Below are 14913 nucleotides of genomic sequence, written 5' to 3'. Positions count from 1 at the left end.
CCACGCACGCCTTGTCTGGCGCCGCCGGCGTCCCTACACTGGCTACCGTCTGGCGATGAAGCTCGCCCGAAGTTCCCGGGGGTGTCCTGGTTTCGACGGGGGTTGCGAAGTCGACTGGCGCATGCCGAGGGGGCAGCTTTCCTCGTTAATCCAGCGGCAAAACTCATAGTTGCCAACGACGACAACTACGCTCTGGCCGCCTAAGGCCTAGCCCCGAACCCACTTGTGCCCGTGCTCGTGGATGTAGGGTCATCATCACGGGATCGCCATCGGCGGCTGCCTGTCAGCTGATGGTCAAAACAAAACAGGCTGGTCCCGGGGCGCGCTTCGCACGCCGTGCTGCAACGGGACGAGATCCAACGGCGGGCTAAGCATGTAGTGCCGGAGATGGAGTGCCTTCGGACGGCGGTTCAACTCCGCCCACCTCCACCAATGACGAAACCCCAGCCCCCGCGGGCTGGGGTTTTTTCTTGCCCGCGCGGTGGCCGGCGCGATCAGGCCGGGGTTTCCCAGCGGGTCGAGGGGAAGCGGTTGAGCGCGTAGTGCAGCAGCGAGATGAACACCAGCATCGCCGAGACCGAGATCACCACCGAGACGCCGCGATAGAGGGAGTTGCCGATCAGGTCGTCGGTGGGGCTGAGCAGGCCGAACAGGATCGCCAGCGCCGTGACCGCCGAGAAACCCGTCATCGAACCGGACTTGTCGCGGGTGTGGCTGGCGCTGAACCACAGCAGCCCGGCCAGCAGGGCGCTCGCGGTGAGGGGCCAGAAGCTGGAGTAGTGGGTGATCAGCAGCTGCGTCACCGAGGCGTGGATCGAGCCTATGACCGAGCCCACGATGCGGGTGCGCCCGAAGCTCCAGATGCCCTCGTGGGTCAGGCCCAGCAGGATCAGCACCGTGGCCATCTGCGCGCTCAGCGAATCGCTCATCTCGACCAGCTGGAAGAACGCGAACGAGCCGGTCGCGCCCAGCGCGCACAGCAGGACGAGGTGGCGGCGCTGGGTCGGGGTGCGCTTCGGCGGGATGCGCGGGGCGCGCGGCTCCACGTCCGGGAACAGGGCGAACGAGAGCACGTACAGGACCACGCTGCAGGCCAGCGAACCGGCGATGGCCCAGAACAGCTGCTGCCACGCCATCTCCGGGTAGCTGCCGTAGTGGACCAGGCCGCTGCACACCGCCAGGCACATGGCGCCGTACATGAACAGCTTGCGCGGGCTGGTCATGACCGCGAAGCAGAACAGGGCGTAGCCCAGGTAGATCGCGGTCATCACCACCGGGTGGGTGGAGAACACGCCGATCATGAGGCTGGCGGCGATCATCCCGGTCGGTGCGCTGGCGATGAACTGCAGCGCCACGTGCCGGTCGTAGACCGGGGACAGGCCGAGCAGTACCAGCGGGTAGACCGCGTAATAGGCCGCGTAGGGCAGGGACAGCAGGGTCGCCAGCGCCCAGCCGACGAAGCCACCGAAGGCCATGCGGCAGGCCTGGCGCCAGTCGTTGGCGGTCAGCACCTGGGCAGGGTTAGTAGACATAGCGCAGCGCGGCCAGCAGGCGGATCTGGGCTTCCGCGAAGACGCGGGCGATGGTCGAGCTGTGCGGCACCAGCTGCACCGTGGCGCGCGAGCCGCTGACCAGCTGCGGTGGATCCTCCAGCTGCACGTTCACCCGCACGCGCTGCGCGCGCCGGATCCAGCGGTCGGTCTCCACGGTCTCCACCAGCGAGCCATCCGGGTTGAGCTGTCCCTGGGCGATGCCCGCGTCCACCGAGACCACCCGGCCGACAAACACGCGCCCGGGCAGCGCATCGAGGCTGACGATGGCCGGGTCGCCCGGGTTGACCCGGTTCAGCGCCTTCTCGCGGAAATCGGCGGTGATGGTGGGCTTGAGCCCCACCAGCGCCAGCACCGGCGTGCCGGCCGGCACGTAGTTGCCGGGGCGCAACCGCATGTTGGTGACGATGCCGTCCTCCAGCGCCACGATGCGGGTGTGCTCGAGGTCGCGCTGGGCGATGGCCAGGTTGTTCTTCGCTTCCCGCAGGTACAGGTTGTCCGGGCCCTGCTCGCCGCGCTGTACCAGCACCGCCTGCAGCCGCGCCTCGGCCGCCCGCAGCGCGGCCAGGCTTTCGTCGCGCCTGGCGACGGCCGCCTCGGCGGCGCTGGCCGGCACCACGCGCTGCTCGGCCAGGGCGACCTGCCGCCTGGCCTGGCGCACCGCGTCGTCCGCCACCGCCCTGGCGCTGGCCACGGCCGCGCGCGCCGCGGCGATGTCGGCGTCGCGCTGGCGGATGGTCCGCTCGGTTTCCTCCAGGGCCAGCTTGGCGGACCGCACCGCCAGCTCGTAGCGGGTGGAATCGATCTCGAACAGCACCTGCCCGGCCTTCACCGCCTGGCCGTTGGCGACGTTCACCCGGACCACCGTGCCGGGCACTTCCGGCGCGATCCGGGTGGTGTCGTAGAGCACCCGCGACTCCGGGGTCAGGGGCATGAACTGGTCGGCGACGACCACGTAAAGCAGCAGCAGGACCCCAATCGCCGTGGCGATGTAGACGCTCCGGCGGAAGCGTTGCTCGGGGGTCGGCTCGGGGCGTGAAGTCTGGTCGGCCATGGTTGAAACGCTCGGTATTCCGTTGGATCCGGCGCAATTGTGGTGGCCGCCCCTGGCGCCTTGTAGGGGAAAAAAAAGGAAGATAGCCTTGCGGAAAATGGAAGGCTGGCGCGCGACCGATGCTTTTGGCGACCTCAGGCTGTTCGTGCGCATCGCCGCGGCGGGCAGCCTTTCGGAGGCCGCGCGGCGCCTGCAGAGCTCGCTGCCGGTCGTAAGCCGCCGCCTGGCGGCGCTGGAACAGCGGCTGGGCGTGCGCCTGATCGAGCGCGGTCCGCGCCGCTTCACCCTGACCGAGGAAGGCAGTTTCCTGCTCGAGCGCGCCGAGGCGATCCTGCGCGAGCTCGACGCCGCCGAGGCCCAGCTCACCGAGCGCGCCAGGGACCCGCGCGGGCACATGCGCATCTGTGCGCCGCTGGAAATCGGCAGGAACCGCGTCGCGCCGCTGGTGGCGGAGTTCACCGCGCGCTATCCCCGGATCAGCATCGAGCTTTTCCTCAACGACGCCCACGTCGACATCGTCGAGGAAGAGATCGACATCGGCCTGCTGCTGGACCTGCCCAACGACGGCAACCTGGTCACGCGCACGCTGCTGCGCAGCCAGCGGGTGACGGTGGTCTCGCCGCAATACCTGGAGCGGCACGCGCCGATCCGCAGGCCCGAGGACCTGCTGCAACACGACTGCGCGCGCCTGGTGCGCGGCCGCCGGGTGTTCGACCGCTGGCTGTACCGGGAGGGAGGCCAGCTGCGGGAAATCCGCGTCGGTGGAACGTTGCTTTCGAACAACGCCGAGGTCGTCCACCAGTGGGCGCTGGCGGGACGCGCCGTTGCATACAAGGCCCTGTGGGACGTGGAAAGCGACCTCCGCGCGGGGCGCCTGGTGCGCCCGCTGCAGGCCTTCGAATGCGACCAGATCAACCTGTACGCGGTCTACGCCTCGCGCGCCCACCTGCCGCAGCGGATGCGGCTGTTCCTCGACTTCATCGCCGAGAAGCTGCAGGCCGGCACCTGAGCCGGGCCGGCGCCGCCGGCGGCCGGCCCGCGCGGCGGCTCAGGCGTCCTTGTTGTGGCGGCGCAGGGCGCGCTGCTTCTCGCGCTGCCAGTCGCGGTCGCGCGCGGTATCGCGCTTGTCGTGCTCCTTCTTGCCCTTGGCCAGGGCGATCTCGAGCTTGACCTTGTTGCCGCTCCAGTACATGGCGGTGGGCACGATGGTGTAGCCGTCGCGCTCGACCCGCCCGATCAGCTTGTCGATCTCGTGCCGGTGCAGCAGCAGCTTGCGCGTGCGGCGGTCGTTGGCCACCACGTGGGTGGAGGCCTGGATCAGCGGCGTGATCTGCGCGCCGATCAGGTAGATCTCGCCGTCCTGCACGTAGGCGTAGCCGTCGGTGAGGTTGGCGCGGCCGGCGCGGATCGCCTTGACCTCCCAGCCCTGCAGCGCCAGGCCGGCCTCGAACCGTTCCACCAGGTGGTATTCGAAGCGGGCGCGCTTGTTGAGGGCGATGGTGCGGTTGGCCGGCTCGGCCTTGGACTTGGCCTTTGCCTTATCATTGGGCGCTTTCTTGCTCATCCATCCATTGTCGCCCAAATCGGGCGGCCGCAGACGCCCCGGTCCAAATGCCAAGCATCACCCGCAGTGCCCTGGTCGGCCATACGGCGGCCCGCATGTTCGACCTGGTCAACGACGTGGCCGCCTATCCGCGTCGTTTCGCGTGGTGCGAGCAGGCGCAGGTCCTGGAGCAGGGCGAGGACCGCATGGTCGCCCGCCTGGACCTGGGCCTGGGCTCGCTGCGCACCTGGTTCACCACCGAGAACCGGCTGGAGCGGCCGCACCGGATCGACATGCAGCTGCGCGACGGCCCGTTCCGCAAGCTCCACGGCGTGTGGACCTTCCAGGCCCTGGACGAAGCGGCGTGCAAGGTCAGCCTGACCCTGGAGTTCGAGCCGGCCTCGCGCCTGCTGGGGCCGGTGTTCGCGCTGGGCTTCCAGGGCCTGGCCGACCGCATGGTCGACGACTTCGTGCGCGTGGCCGACCGCGAGGCCTGAGGATGCGGGTGCAGGTCGTCATCGCCTGGCCGCACCGCTTCGAGCAGCGCGAGCTGGAACTGCGGGAGGGCGCGAGCGTGGCCGACGCGGTGCGCGCGGCGGCGCTGGGCCACGAAGGCGAGGTGGCCGGCTATGCGGTGTTCGGGGCGGCGGCGCGGCCGGAGACGCCGCTGCGCGACGGCGACCGGGTGGAACTGCTCAGGCCGTTGCTGCTGGACCCGAAGGAAGCGCGCCGGCGCCGGGCGGGCGCGCAGCGCGGCGGACGCTAGCCTCAGCGGCGGCGCTTGTCCTTGTCCTTGTCCTTGGGGATGTTCGGGCCGAATTGGCGCAGCGACTTGCGCGCCAGCTCCAGGTCCTGCTCGGGGAAGTACTCGCCTTCCCAGCGCACCAGGGTGTCGTTCTCGAAGTGCAGCGTCAGGGTCTTGATCTCCACGTTGCCCTGGCGGTCGGTGCGCTCGCTGGCGGCGTAGTCCCAGCGCTGGTGGTGGAAGGGATCGGCCAGCGAGGGGGTGCCGAGCAGGCCGGCGACCTGCTGCTTGCTCAGGCCCGGGCGCAGCTGGTCCACCGCCTCCTTTTCCATCAGGTTGCCCTGGTAGATCGGCTGCTTGTACAGGATGCCGCAACCGGCGAGGGCCAGGCAGGCGGGAGCGATCAGCAGCAGGCGGGACAGGCTTGGCATTGCGTCTACGCGGGGGTGGAGAATGGGCCGATGATACACTCCCGGCGCGCCGAACGGCCCGTCGCCGGCCCGCCGGCGGTAAACCGGTAGTGAATGGAGCTAGGGCCAATGGAATCCAACGACCTTCGCCGCGTGGGCCTCAAGGTGACCCATCCGCGGATGCGCATCCTCGAGCTGTTGGAGGAAAAGCAGCCCCAGCACCACCTGACCGCCGAGGACATCTACCGCCGCCTGCTGGAGCAGGGCGACGAGATCGGACTGGCCACCGTGTACCGGGTGCTGACCCAGTTCGAGGCCGCCGGCCTGGTGATCAAGCACAACTTCGAGGGCGGGCAGGCGATCTACGAACTGGACCGCGGCGGCCACCACGACCACATGGTCGACCTGGATACCGGCAAGATCATCGAGTTCGAGAGCGCGGAGATCGAGGAGCTGCAGCGCCAGATCGCGGCCAGGCACGGCTACGAGCTGGAGGACCACTCGCTGGTCCTGTACGTGCGCAAGCCGCGCCGCTGATCCTCCCGGTGCCCGATGCGGAAACGGCGCCTTGCGGCGCCGTTTCCATGCATGGCCTCAGCCGGCGGCGGTGGCGCGCTGGCGCGTCCGCTTCGGCGCGGTTGCAGTGGCGTCCGCGGCCACCGCCTCCTCCAGCAGGCGCCGCGCCGCGGCATACGCTTCCGGGCCGACCTCGACGCCGCCCAGCATGCGCGCCACCTCGGCCAGCCGGCCTTCGCCGTCCAGGCGCTCGACCGAGCTGCGGGTGATGCCTTCCACCGGCGCCTTGCTGACCCGGTAGTGGGCATGGCCCTGGGCCGCGACCTGCGGCTGGTGGGTCACGCACAATACTTGGCGTGAGCGGCCCAGGGCGCGCAGCTTGCGGCCGACGATCTCGGCCACCGCGCCGCCGATGCCCGAGTCGACTTCGTCGAACACCATGGTCGGGACCGCGTCCGAACCCAGCGCGGCGACCTCGATCGCCAAAGAGATGCGCGACAGCTCGCCACCGGAGGCGACCTTGCGCAGCGGACGCGGCGGCTGCCCGGCATTGGCCGCGACCAGGAACTCGACCCGCTCGGCGCCGTTCGGGTCCGGGCGCGAACCGGCGTCGGCCACCGGTTCCAGTTCGACCAGGAAACGGCCGCCGCCCATGCCCAGCTCGTCGATCAGCGCCGTGGTGGCCGCGGCCAGGGCCTCGCCGGCGGCACGACGGGTGGCGCCCAGCGCCGCCGCGGCTTCCTGCCAGCGGGCGCTGGCCTTGGCGATCTCCGCATCCAGCTGCAGCAGGCGGTCGCCGGCGCCGCGCAGCAGTTCCAGCTCGGCGGCGATCGCGTCGCGGTGCGCGGCCAGCTCGGCCACTGGCAGGCGGTGCTTGCGCGCCAGGTCGTGGACCCGGGTGAGGCGGCGTTCCAGTTCCTCGAAGCGGTCCGGGTCAAGGTCCAGGTCGTCGCGGATCCGGCCGAGCAGGGCCAGCGCTTCTTCCAGCTGCACCGCCGCGCCTTCCAGCAGGCTGTCGACCTCGCCCAGGCGGGGCTCGTCGCCAGCGGCGCGGGCCAGGCCGCTGCGCGCCTGCTGCAGCAGGCCGGTGAGCGAGGGGCCTTCGTCGCCGTCGATCCGGGCCAGCGCCTCTTCGCAGGCGGCGATCAGCCCGGCGGCATTGGCCTGGCGGCGGTGGGCCTGGTCCAGCGCCTCGAGCGCGGCCGGGTCCAGGTCCTCGCGTTCCAGCTCGGCCAGCTGGTGCTCCAGCCAGCCGATGCGGTCGCCGACGTCGCCGCGCGACTGCAGGTCCGCGCGCTCGTCCAGCAGCGCCTGCCAGGCCACGGCCGCCGCGCGCACGGCGGCGCGCTCGGCCTCGTTGCGGGCATGGGCGTCCAGCAGTGCCAGCTGGCTGGCGCGCGAGAGCAGGGACTGGTGCTCGTGCTGGCCGTGGATCTCCACCAGCAGCCCGGCCAGTTCGGCCAGCTGTGCCAGGGTCACCGGGCGGCCGTTGATCCAGGCCCGCGAGCCGCCGTCGGCGCGGATCACCCGGCGCAGCTGGCACTGCTCGTCGTCCTCGTCCAGCTCCTGTTCGCGCAGCCACTGCCGCGCGGCGGGGTTGCCGGACAGGTCGAAGCCGGCCGCCAGCTCGGCGCGCTCGCTGCCGTGGCGGACCACGCCGCTGTCGGCGCGCAGTCCGGACAGGAACCCCAGGGCGTCCACCAGCAGCGACTTGCCGGCGCCGGTTTCGCCGGAGATCACGGTCATGCCGGGTCCGAACTCCAGTTCCGTGGCGCGGACGACGGCGAAATCCTTCAGGGCGAGATGGGTCAGCATGGTCACATTGTAGGGGTGGCCGATACCGGCGCGATGCTCGCCGCAGGCCGTCGCGCCGGCTGAGACGCAGGGCCCGGCCGGCCTTGCCCCCCCTGGTGGCTGGCGCTATCTATTGCCCATGGCAACCCCGTCGTCCGCCCAGGTCCAGCTCGATCCGCGTGCCCGCCAGCTGCTGCGCACCCTGATCGGCCGCTACATCCGCGATGGCGAGCCGGTCGGCTCGCAGACCCTGGCCAAGCACTCGGGCCTGGACGTCAGCCCGGCGACGATCCGCAACATCCTGGCCGAGCTGGAGGAGATCGGCCTGCTCAGCTCGCCGCACACCTCGGCCGGGCGGGTGCCGACCGCCCAGGGCTACCGGGTGTTCGTGGACAGCCTGCTGCAGGTGCGCTCGCTGGGCGAGCACGAGCTGGCCCGGCTGCGCGCGGAGCTGACCGCCGCGGCTGGGACCCAGGCCCTGCTCGGCAACGCCTCGGAGTTGCTGTCGGCCATGACCCACTTTGTCGGGGTGGTCAGCGCGCCGCGCCGCAGCCAGTTCGCCTTCCGCCAGATCGACTTCGTGCCGCTGGGCGGGCGCCGGATCCTGGCCATCGTGGTGTTCGCCGACGGCGAGGTGCAGAACCGGGTGGTCGAGCCGCAGCGGGCCTTCGGCCAGGACGAGCTGGAGCGGGTCGCCAACTACCTCAACACCCATTTCGCCGGGCGTCCGCTGGCGCACATCCGCGCCACCCTGGTGCATGAGCTGCGCCAGGCCCGGGACGAGATGGAGCAGCTGCTGGCGCAGTCGGTGGAGCTGGCCGAACAGGCCCTGGAGCCGCCGGGGGACGACATGGTCGTGGCCGGCCAGACGCGGTTGCTGGGCCTGCAGGACCTGTCGGACCTGGAGCGCCTGCGCGAGCTGTTCGAGGCCTTCGCCCGCAAGCGCGAGATCCTGCAGCTGCTGGAGCGCACCCAGCGTGCCCCCGGGGTACGCATATTCATAGGCGAGGAGACCGGGCTGGCCCCGCTGGACGGGGTGTCCCTGGTCACCGCCCCCTACAGCAGCGGCGGGCAGGTGCTGGGCGTGCTGGGGGTGATCGGCCCGACGCGGATGGCCTACGACCGGGTGATCCCGGTGGTCCAGGCGGCCGCCGACGTGCTCGGGGCGGCCCTGGAAGGCTCGGCCGGACCGTCCCAGCCTTGAATCGCTCCGTTCCGGCCCCCATTGGGGCGGGGATGGGCGGCCGGGAGCGCCGCCACGGAGCCGATTTGCAATGACCGAAAACGACATCCAGTCCCCCCAGCCGCAGGAAGCCGAGGCCAGCATCGAGGCCCAGCTGCGCGAGGAGATCGAGGCCCTGCGGGGCGAGATCGAGCAGCTGCGCATGGATTCCCTGCGCGAGCGAGCCGACCTGGAGAACCAGCGCAAGCGCGTGGCGCGCGACATCGAGCAGGCCCGCCGCTTCGCCAACGAGAAGCTGCTGGGCGAGCTGCTGCCGGTGCTGGACAGCCTGGATGCCGGCCTGGCCGCCGCCGGCGAGCAGGAAAGCCCGCTGCGCGAGGGCCTGGAGCTGACCAAGCGCCAGCTGCTGAAGGTCGCCGCCGACAACGGCCTGGTCGTGGTCGATCCTGCCGGCCAGCCGTTCAACCCCGAACACCACCAGGCCATCAGCCAGGCCGATCCGGGCGACGCCGCCCCGGGCACCGTGCTGCAGGTCTTCCAGAAGGGCTACCTGCTCAACGAGCGCCTGCTGCGGCCGGCGCTGGTGGTGGTGGCCCGCCACGACTGAACATCCGGCTGAATGCGCCTACTTGAACGGCGCCGGCCCACCCTTATCTAGCGATCAAAGGCCAAGGCAGCACCGGCCCAACACATTCCAGGGAGCACCCAATCAATGAGCAAGATCATCGGCATCGACCTGGGCACGACCAACTCGTGCGTCGCGATCATGGAGGGCGGCAAGGCCCGCGTGATCGAGAACGCCGAGGGTGATCGCACCACCCCGTCGGTCGTCGCCTACACCAAGGACGGCGAGGTGCTGGTCGGCGCGCCGGCCAAGCGCCAGGCCGTCACCAACCCGAAGAACACCTTCTACGCCGTCAAGCGCCTGATCGGCCGCAAGTTCACCGACGCCGAAGTCCAGAAGGACCTGGGCCTGGTCCCGTACGCGATCCGCCAGCACGACAACGGCGACGCCTGGGTCGAGACCAGCGAGGGCCGCAAGATGGCCCCGCAGGAGATCTCGGCCAAGGTGCTGGAGAAGATGAAGAAGACCGCCGAGGCCTTCCTGGGCGAGACGGTCACCGAGGCGGTGATCACCGTCCCGGCATACTTCAACGACAGCCAGCGCCAGGCGACCAAGGACGCCGGCCGCATCGCCGGCCTGGACGTCAAGCGCATCATCAACGAGCCGACCGCGGCGGCCCTGGCCTACGGCCTGGACAAGGCCGGCGGCGACCGCAAGATCGTGGTCTACGACCTGGGCGGCGGCACCTTCGACGTGTCGATCATCGAGATCGCCGAGATCGACGGCGAGAAGCAGTTCGAGGTGCTGGCCACCAACGGCGACACCTTCCTCGGCGGCGAGGACTTCGACTCGCGCGTCATCGACTACCTGGTCGAGGAGTTCCAGAAGGACCAGGGCATCGACCTGCGCAAGGACCCGCTGGCCCTGCAGCGCCTGAAGGACGCGGCCGAGCGCGCCAAGATCGAGCTGTCCAGCGCGCAGCAGACCGAGGTCAACCTGCCGTACATCACCGCCGACGCGACCGGCCCGAAGCACCTGGCGATCAAGCTGACCCGGGCCAAGCTCGAGGCGCTGGTCGACGACCTGATCAAGCGCTCGATCGAGCCGTGCCGGGTGGCGCTCAAGGACGCCGGCCTGCGCGCCTCCGACATCGGCGAGGTGATCCTGGTCGGTGGCCAGACCCGCATGCCCAAGGTGCAGCAGGCCGTGGCCGAGTTCTTCGGCAAGGAGCCGCGCAAGGACGTCAACCCGGACGAGGCCGTGGCGCTGGGCGCCGCGATCCAGGGCGGCGTGCTGGCCGGCGACGTCAAGGACGTGCTGCTGCTGGACGTGACCCCGCTGAGCCTGGGCATCGAGACCCTGGGCGGGGTGATGACCAAGATCATCGAGAAGAACACCACGATCCCGACCAAGGCCTCGCAGGTGTTCTCCACCGCCGAGGACAACCAGTCGGCCGTGACCGTGCACGTGCTGCAGGGCGAACGCGAGCAGGCCCGCTACAACAAGTCGCTGGCCAAGTTCGACCTGACCGGCATCGAGCCCGCTCCGCGCGGCATGCCGCAGATCGAGGTGTCCTTCGACATTGACGCCAACGGCATCCTGCACGTGTCGGCCAAGGACAAGAAGACCGGCAAGGAGCAGAAGGTCGAGATCAAGGCCGGCTCGGGCCTGTCCGAGGAGGAGATCCAGCGGATGGTCGCCGACGCCGAGGCGCACCGCGAGGAAGACAAGAAGTTCCAGGAGCTGGTCCAGGCCCGGAACCAGGCCGACGGCCTGATCCACGCCACCCGCAGCGCCATCACCGAACACGGCAGCAAGGTGCCGGGCGACGTGATCGGCCGCGTAGAGTCGGCGATCGCCGACCTGGAGACCGCGCTCAAGGGCGACGACAAGGCCCAGATCGAGGCCAAGGCCAAGGCGCTGGAGGAGGCCGGGCAGTCGCTGTACGCGGCGGCCGCGGCCGCCGGCCAGGGCGATGCCGGCGCGGCCGGCGGTGCGGCCCCGGGTGGCACGGCCCAGGACGACGTGGTCGACGCCGAGTTCACCGAGGTCAAGGACGACAAGAAGCCGTGATTGGTGACTGGTGATTCGTGGCTGGAAAGAGCGGGGCCCCGGCCCCGCTCTTTCCCGGCGGATCGCCGTGGACGTGTACCCTCGAATCACCAATAACGAATCACGAATCACTGCCTCCCGATGAAGCGCGACTACTACGAAGTCCTCGGCGTGTCCCGCACCGCCAGCGACGAGGAGCTGAAGAAGGCCTATCGCCGCTGCGCGATGAAGTACCACCCGGACCGCAACCCGGGGGACGCCGCCGCGGAAGCCGCGTTCAAGGAATGCAAGGAGGCCTACGAGGTCCTGTCCGACCCGGGCAAGCGCCGTGCCTATGACGCCCATGGCCATGCCGCGTTCGAGCATGGCATGGGTGGCGGGGGTGGCCCCGCGCCGGACATGAACGACATCTTCGGCGACATCTTCGGGACCATCTTCGGCGGCGGTGGTGGGCGCGGCGCACGGCGCGGCGCGGACATCGGCTACGTCATGGAGCTGGACCTGGAGGAGGCGGTCGCCGGCGTCGAGAAGCGCATCGAGATCCCGACCCTGTCCGAGTGCGAGGCCTGCAAGGGCAGCGGCTCGGAGGACGGCAAGGTCGAGACCTGCGGCACCTGCCACGGCCACGGCCAGGTCCGTTTCCAGCGCGGCATCTTCGCCATGCAGCAGACCTGCCCCGATTGCGGTGGGCGGGGCCAGGTGGTGCGCAACCCGTGCCGCAAGTGCCATGGCGCCGGGCGCGTGGAGGACGAGAAGGTCCTCTCGGTCAAGATCCCCGCCGGCGTGGACAGCGGCGACCGCATCCGCCTGACCGGCGAGGGCGAGGCCGGCCCGCCCGGCACCCCGCCGGGCGACCTCTACGTCGAAGTGCGCGTGCGCGAGCATGCGATCTTCACCCGCGACGGCGACGACCTGCACTGCGAGGTGCCGATCCGCATCTCCCAGGCCGCGCTGGGCGACGTGGTCTCGGTGCCCACCTTGGGCGGCGAGGTCGAGATCCGGATCCCGGCCGAGACCCAGACCGGCAAGACCTTCCGCCTGCGCGGCAAGGGCGTGCGTTCGGTGCGCAGCCGCGCCCCGGGCGACCTCTACTGCCGCGTGGTGGTGGAGACCCCGGTCAACCTCACCGCCGAGCAGCGCGAACTGCTGGAGAAGTTCGAGGCCACCTTCACTGGCGAGGAGGGCCGCCGGCACTCGCCGCGTTCGGCCACCTTCCTCGACGGCGTCAAGGCGTTCTGGGGGCGCATGACCTCGTCCTGAGGCATGCCGCGGCGAGGCGTCGCGGTTTGCGCATCGATCTTTCCGGCGGGCCCGCGTTGCGGGCCCGCTTTCTGTCGCGTCCGGCGGGAAACCTGCCGGAATCGGCATATTTCCGTTGCTCCTGAAACGCTGCGCGCGGCGCCCGGAAGCACGCGCTAGCATGCGCTGCCTCCTTCCGAAGCCCTCCGCATGAGCCAACTGGAAAGCCACCTGGTCCACGAGCGCCGCAACCGCCCGCAGGGGCCTTCGCCGGTGGACCTGGTGTCCGTCCAGTCGCAGCTGGCCTACGGCTACGCCGGCAACAGCGCGGCCACGCCGGTGTTGCGCATGCTGGGCGTGCGCGTGGCCGAGGTGCCGACCACGCTGTTCAGCAACACCCCCTTTTACCCGACCCTGCGCGGCAGGGTGCTGCCGGCCGACTGGCTGGCCGAGCTGCTGCTGGGCCTGGACGAGCGCGGCGTCACCGCGCGCGCGCCGCTGCTGGCCTCCGGCTACTTCGGCAGCGTCGCCAACGGCGAGGCCTTCGCCACCTGGCTGGAGCGCAACCATGCCGCCGGCACGGCGCCGCGCTACCTGCTGGACCCGGTGATTGGCGATACCCATACCGGTGCCTACGTCGAACCCGGGCTGGAGCAGGTGTTCGTGCAGCGCCTGTTGCCGCTGGCGTGGATGGTCACGCCCAACGCCTTCGAGCTGGAGCGCCTGGCCGGCCGGCCGGCGCTGCGCGAATCCGACGCGCTGCAGGCCGCGCGCGAGCTGCTGCAGCGCGGCCCGCAGTGGGTGCTGGCGCACAGCGTGGTGGGCGAGGGCGAGGACGATGGCGACCAGCTGCTGACCCTGCTGGTCGGGCGCGAACAGGCCTGGCGCCTGCGCTCGCCACGCCTGGCGGTGGACGTGGCCGGCACCGGCGACGTGCTCACCGCGCTGGTGGCGACCTTCCTGCTGCGCGGCGAAGCGCCGCAACGCGCCGCCGAGCGCGCCCTGGCCGGCGTGCACGCCACTCTGGAGTCGACCCTGGCCAACCGCTGGGAGGAGCTGGACGTGCAGGCGGCGGCGGCCGCGGCGCTGGCTTCCGGCCCGGCGCGCTTCCCGGCGGTGGCGCTTTGATCGGCAGCGTGGGGGTGCCGGCCCATCCGGTGGTGGGCGTGGTGGGCAGTGCCGGGGCCTATGGCCGCTGGCTGCGCCGCTTCTTCGAGGACCGCATGGGACTGCGGGTGCTGGGCCACGACCCGGCCGACCCGGGCAGCGATCCGTCCGAGCGCCTGCTGGCCGAGGCCGACGTACTGGTGTTCAGCGTGCCGATCCGCGACGCCGCCACGCTGATTGGCGACTACGTGCAGCGCTCGGCCGGGCGCGAGGCCGGCCGCCTGTGGCTGGACATCACCTCGATCAAGCAGGCGCCGGTGGCGGCCATGCTGGCTTCGCGCGCCGAGGTGGTGGGCCTGCATCCGATGACCGCGCCGCTGAAGACCCCGACCTTGCGCGGGCGGGTGGTTGTGGTGTGCGAGGAACGCCTCGAGCACTGGCGCGGCTGGGTCGACCAGCTGCTGCACGCGCTGCAGGGCGAATACGTGCGCGCCACCCCGGCGCACCACGACCGGGTCATGGCCCTGGTGCAGGCGATGGTGCATGCCGTGCACCTCGGCCAGGCCGGGGTGCTGCGCAGCTTCGCCGGCGAACTGGGCGGCCCGGCCGAGCTGATGCCGTACCGCTCGATCGGCTTCGAGATGGACGCGGCCGTGGCCGCGCGCATCCTCTCGCTCAACCCGCAGGTGTACGAGGACATCCAGTTCGGCAATCCGCACACCGTGGAGGTGCTGTCGCGGCTGGCGGCGGAGATCGCGCGGCTGCAGGTGCTGGTGGCCCGTGGCGACGACCAGGCGCGGGCCGAGTTCCGCGAGCACTACCTGGCCGCCAATCGCGCCGCCTGGGGCGAGGCCGCGCTGGAAGAGGGCAGCTACACCTTCGAACGGGTGGGCTACCTGCTGGCCGACCTCACCGAGAGCCGGCGCCTGAGCGTGCACCTGCCGGAGGACCGCCCTGGCTCGCTGCGCGCGCTGCTGCACGTGTTCGAGGAGCACGGCATCAACCTGACCTCGATCCACTCCTCGCGCACCCCGGCCGGCGAGGTGCACTTCCGCATCGGCTTCGACGCCGACGCCGACGTCGAGCGCCTGCGCGCCGCGGCCGGGGCGATCGACCGCAGCGGCCTGGGCCGGGTGCTGGAACGGCCCTGAGCCC

The 14913-nt window shown here is 70.8% G+C and carries 15 protein-coding genes and 1 other RNA gene; 11 read left to right on the top strand and 5 right to left on the bottom strand.

Going from position 1 to position 14913, the window contains the following annotated elements:
* Positions 1-77: 77 nt before the first annotated feature.
* Positions 78-432: a transfer-messenger RNA gene (ssrA, locus tag PSEJ31_RS16595) on the top strand.
* A gap of 62 nt (positions 433-494) precedes the next feature.
* Here the strand turns inward: ssrA and PSEJ31_RS0112280 are convergent.
* The gene (locus PSEJ31_RS0112280; protein ID WP_083852453.1) at positions 495-1532 is read right to left on the bottom strand and encodes a DUF2955 domain-containing protein; all 1038 of its coding nucleotides are present in this window, start codon (positions 1530-1532) and stop codon (positions 495-497) included.
* A complete protein-coding gene (locus PSEJ31_RS0112275; RefSeq protein ID WP_019399492.1) occupies positions 1522-2604 on the bottom strand; it encodes an efflux RND transporter periplasmic adaptor subunit in 1083 nt (360 codons plus the stop codon). The genes PSEJ31_RS0112280 and PSEJ31_RS0112275 overlap by 11 nt, the downstream gene beginning before the upstream one ends.
* A gap of 97 nt (positions 2605-2701) precedes the next feature.
* On the opposite strand from PSEJ31_RS0112275, the gene PSEJ31_RS0112270 reads away from it, so the two are divergent.
* On the top strand, positions 2702-3613 hold the full coding sequence (locus tag PSEJ31_RS0112270; protein WP_028915616.1) for a LysR family transcriptional regulator: 912 nt from the start codon (positions 2702-2704) through the stop codon (positions 3611-3613).
* Positions 3614-3652: 39 nt separating this feature from the next.
* On the opposite strand, the gene smpB is transcribed toward PSEJ31_RS0112270, so the two are convergent.
* On the bottom strand, positions 3653-4168 hold the full coding sequence (gene smpB, locus PSEJ31_RS0112265) for an SsrA-binding protein SmpB (protein ID WP_019399494.1): 516 nt from the start codon (positions 4166-4168) through the stop codon (positions 3653-3655).
* Positions 4169-4215: 47 nt separating this feature from the next.
* Here smpB and PSEJ31_RS0112260 point away from each other — a divergent pair, with 47 nt between their 5' ends.
* Positions 4216-4644 carry a type II toxin-antitoxin system RatA family toxin gene (locus PSEJ31_RS0112260; protein WP_028915615.1) on the top strand — a complete coding sequence of 143 codons (429 nt, stop codon included), beginning with the start codon at positions 4216-4218 and terminating at the stop codon, positions 4642-4644.
* Complete coding sequence (locus tag PSEJ31_RS0112255) at positions 4641-4913, top strand: RnfH family protein (RefSeq protein WP_026010713.1); 273 nt, start codon at positions 4641-4643, stop codon at positions 4911-4913. The genes PSEJ31_RS0112260 and PSEJ31_RS0112255 overlap by 4 nt, the downstream gene beginning before the upstream one ends.
* Before the next feature lie 2 nt (positions 4914-4915).
* On the opposite strand, the gene bamE is transcribed toward PSEJ31_RS0112255, so the two are convergent.
* Complete coding sequence (bamE, locus tag PSEJ31_RS0112250) at positions 4916-5314, bottom strand: outer membrane protein assembly factor BamE (RefSeq protein ID WP_186828159.1); 399 nt, start codon at positions 5312-5314, stop codon at positions 4916-4918.
* A gap of 117 nt (positions 5315-5431) precedes the next feature.
* Here bamE and fur point away from each other — a divergent pair, with 117 nt between their 5' ends.
* A complete protein-coding gene (fur, locus tag PSEJ31_RS0112245; RefSeq protein ID WP_019399498.1) occupies positions 5432-5839 on the top strand; it encodes a ferric iron uptake transcriptional regulator in 408 nt (135 codons plus the stop codon).
* Positions 5840-5896: 57 nt separating this feature from the next.
* Here the strand turns inward: fur and recN are convergent, their stop codons facing one another.
* Positions 5897-7633 (bottom strand): DNA repair protein RecN, encoded by a 1737-nt coding sequence (recN, locus tag PSEJ31_RS0112240; RefSeq protein ID WP_028915613.1) that lies wholly within the window; start codon positions 7631-7633, stop codon positions 5897-5899.
* Between the two features lie 118 nt (positions 7634-7751).
* Between recN and hrcA the strand changes: the two genes are divergently transcribed.
* The 6 genes from hrcA to PSEJ31_RS0112210 all read left to right on the top strand — a co-directional run bounded on the left by hrcA (position 7752) and on the right by PSEJ31_RS0112210 (position 14909).
* Positions 7752-8816 carry a heat-inducible transcriptional repressor HrcA gene (gene hrcA, locus PSEJ31_RS0112235; protein ID WP_019399500.1) on the top strand — a complete coding sequence of 355 codons (1065 nt, stop codon included), beginning with the start codon at positions 7752-7754 and terminating at the stop codon, positions 8814-8816.
* A gap of 70 nt (positions 8817-8886) precedes the next feature.
* Positions 8887-9402 (top strand): nucleotide exchange factor GrpE, encoded by a 516-nt coding sequence (grpE, locus tag PSEJ31_RS0112230; protein ID WP_019399501.1) that lies wholly within the window; start codon positions 8887-8889, stop codon positions 9400-9402.
* Positions 9403-9507: 105 nt separating this feature from the next.
* Positions 9508-11433 (top strand): molecular chaperone DnaK, encoded by a 1926-nt coding sequence (dnaK, locus tag PSEJ31_RS0112225; protein ID WP_019399502.1) that lies wholly within the window; start codon positions 9508-9510, stop codon positions 11431-11433.
* A gap of 120 nt (positions 11434-11553) precedes the next feature.
* A complete protein-coding gene (gene dnaJ / locus PSEJ31_RS0112220) occupies positions 11554-12672 on the top strand; it encodes a molecular chaperone DnaJ (RefSeq protein WP_019399503.1) in 1119 nt (372 codons plus the stop codon).
* A 189-nt stretch (positions 12673-12861) separates the two neighbouring features.
* Positions 12862-13779 carry a pyridoxal kinase gene (pdxY, locus tag PSEJ31_RS0112215; RefSeq protein WP_028915612.1) on the top strand — a complete coding sequence of 306 codons (918 nt, stop codon included), beginning with the start codon at positions 12862-12864 and terminating at the stop codon, positions 13777-13779.
* A gap of 14 nt (positions 13780-13793) precedes the next feature.
* Positions 13794-14909 (top strand): prephenate dehydrogenase, encoded by a 1116-nt coding sequence (locus PSEJ31_RS0112210; RefSeq protein WP_028915611.1) that lies wholly within the window; start codon positions 13794-13796, stop codon positions 14907-14909.
* Positions 14910-14913: the final 4 nt, after the last annotated feature.

The sequence above is a fragment of the Pseudoxanthomonas sp. J31 genome (assembly GCF_000510725.1).
Taxonomy (GTDB): Bacteria; Pseudomonadota; Gammaproteobacteria; order Xanthomonadales; family Xanthomonadaceae; genus Pseudoxanthomonas.
This window is presented reverse-complemented; position numbering and strand designations above follow the sequence as displayed.

Bases quoted from the DNA above. Each gene is read 5' to 3' on its own strand.
- PSEJ31_RS0112280 (WP_083852453.1), bottom strand. From the start codon at position 1,532: ATGTCTACTAACCCTGCCCAGGTGCTGACCGCCAACGACTGGCGCCAG.
- PSEJ31_RS0112275 (WP_019399492.1), bottom strand. From the start codon at position 2,604: ATGGCCGACCAGACTTCACGCCCCGAGCCGACCCCCGAGCAACGCTTC.
- PSEJ31_RS0112270 (WP_028915616.1), top strand. From the start codon at position 2,702: ATGGAAGGCTGGCGCGCGACCGATGCTTTTGGCGACCTCAGGCTGTTC.
- smpB (WP_019399494.1), bottom strand. From the start codon at position 4,168: ATGAGCAAGAAAGCGCCCAATGATAAGGCAAAGGCCAAGTCCAAGGCC.
- PSEJ31_RS0112260 (WP_028915615.1), top strand. From the start codon at position 4,216: ATGCCAAGCATCACCCGCAGTGCCCTGGTCGGCCATACGGCGGCCCGC.
- fur (WP_019399498.1), top strand. From the start codon at position 5,432: ATGGAATCCAACGACCTTCGCCGCGTGGGCCTCAAGGTGACCCATCCG.
- recN (WP_028915613.1), bottom strand. From the start codon at position 7,633: ATGCTGACCCATCTCGCCCTGAAGGATTTCGCCGTCGTCCGCGCCACG.
- hrcA (WP_019399500.1), top strand. From the start codon at position 7,752: ATGGCAACCCCGTCGTCCGCCCAGGTCCAGCTCGATCCGCGTGCCCGC.
- grpE (WP_019399501.1), top strand. From the start codon at position 8,887: ATGACCGAAAACGACATCCAGTCCCCCCAGCCGCAGGAAGCCGAGGCC.
- dnaK (WP_019399502.1), top strand. From the start codon at position 9,508: ATGAGCAAGATCATCGGCATCGACCTGGGCACGACCAACTCGTGCGTC.
- dnaJ (WP_019399503.1), top strand. From the start codon at position 11,554: ATGAAGCGCGACTACTACGAAGTCCTCGGCGTGTCCCGCACCGCCAGC.
- pdxY (WP_028915612.1), top strand. From the start codon at position 12,862: ATGAGCCAACTGGAAAGCCACCTGGTCCACGAGCGCCGCAACCGCCCG.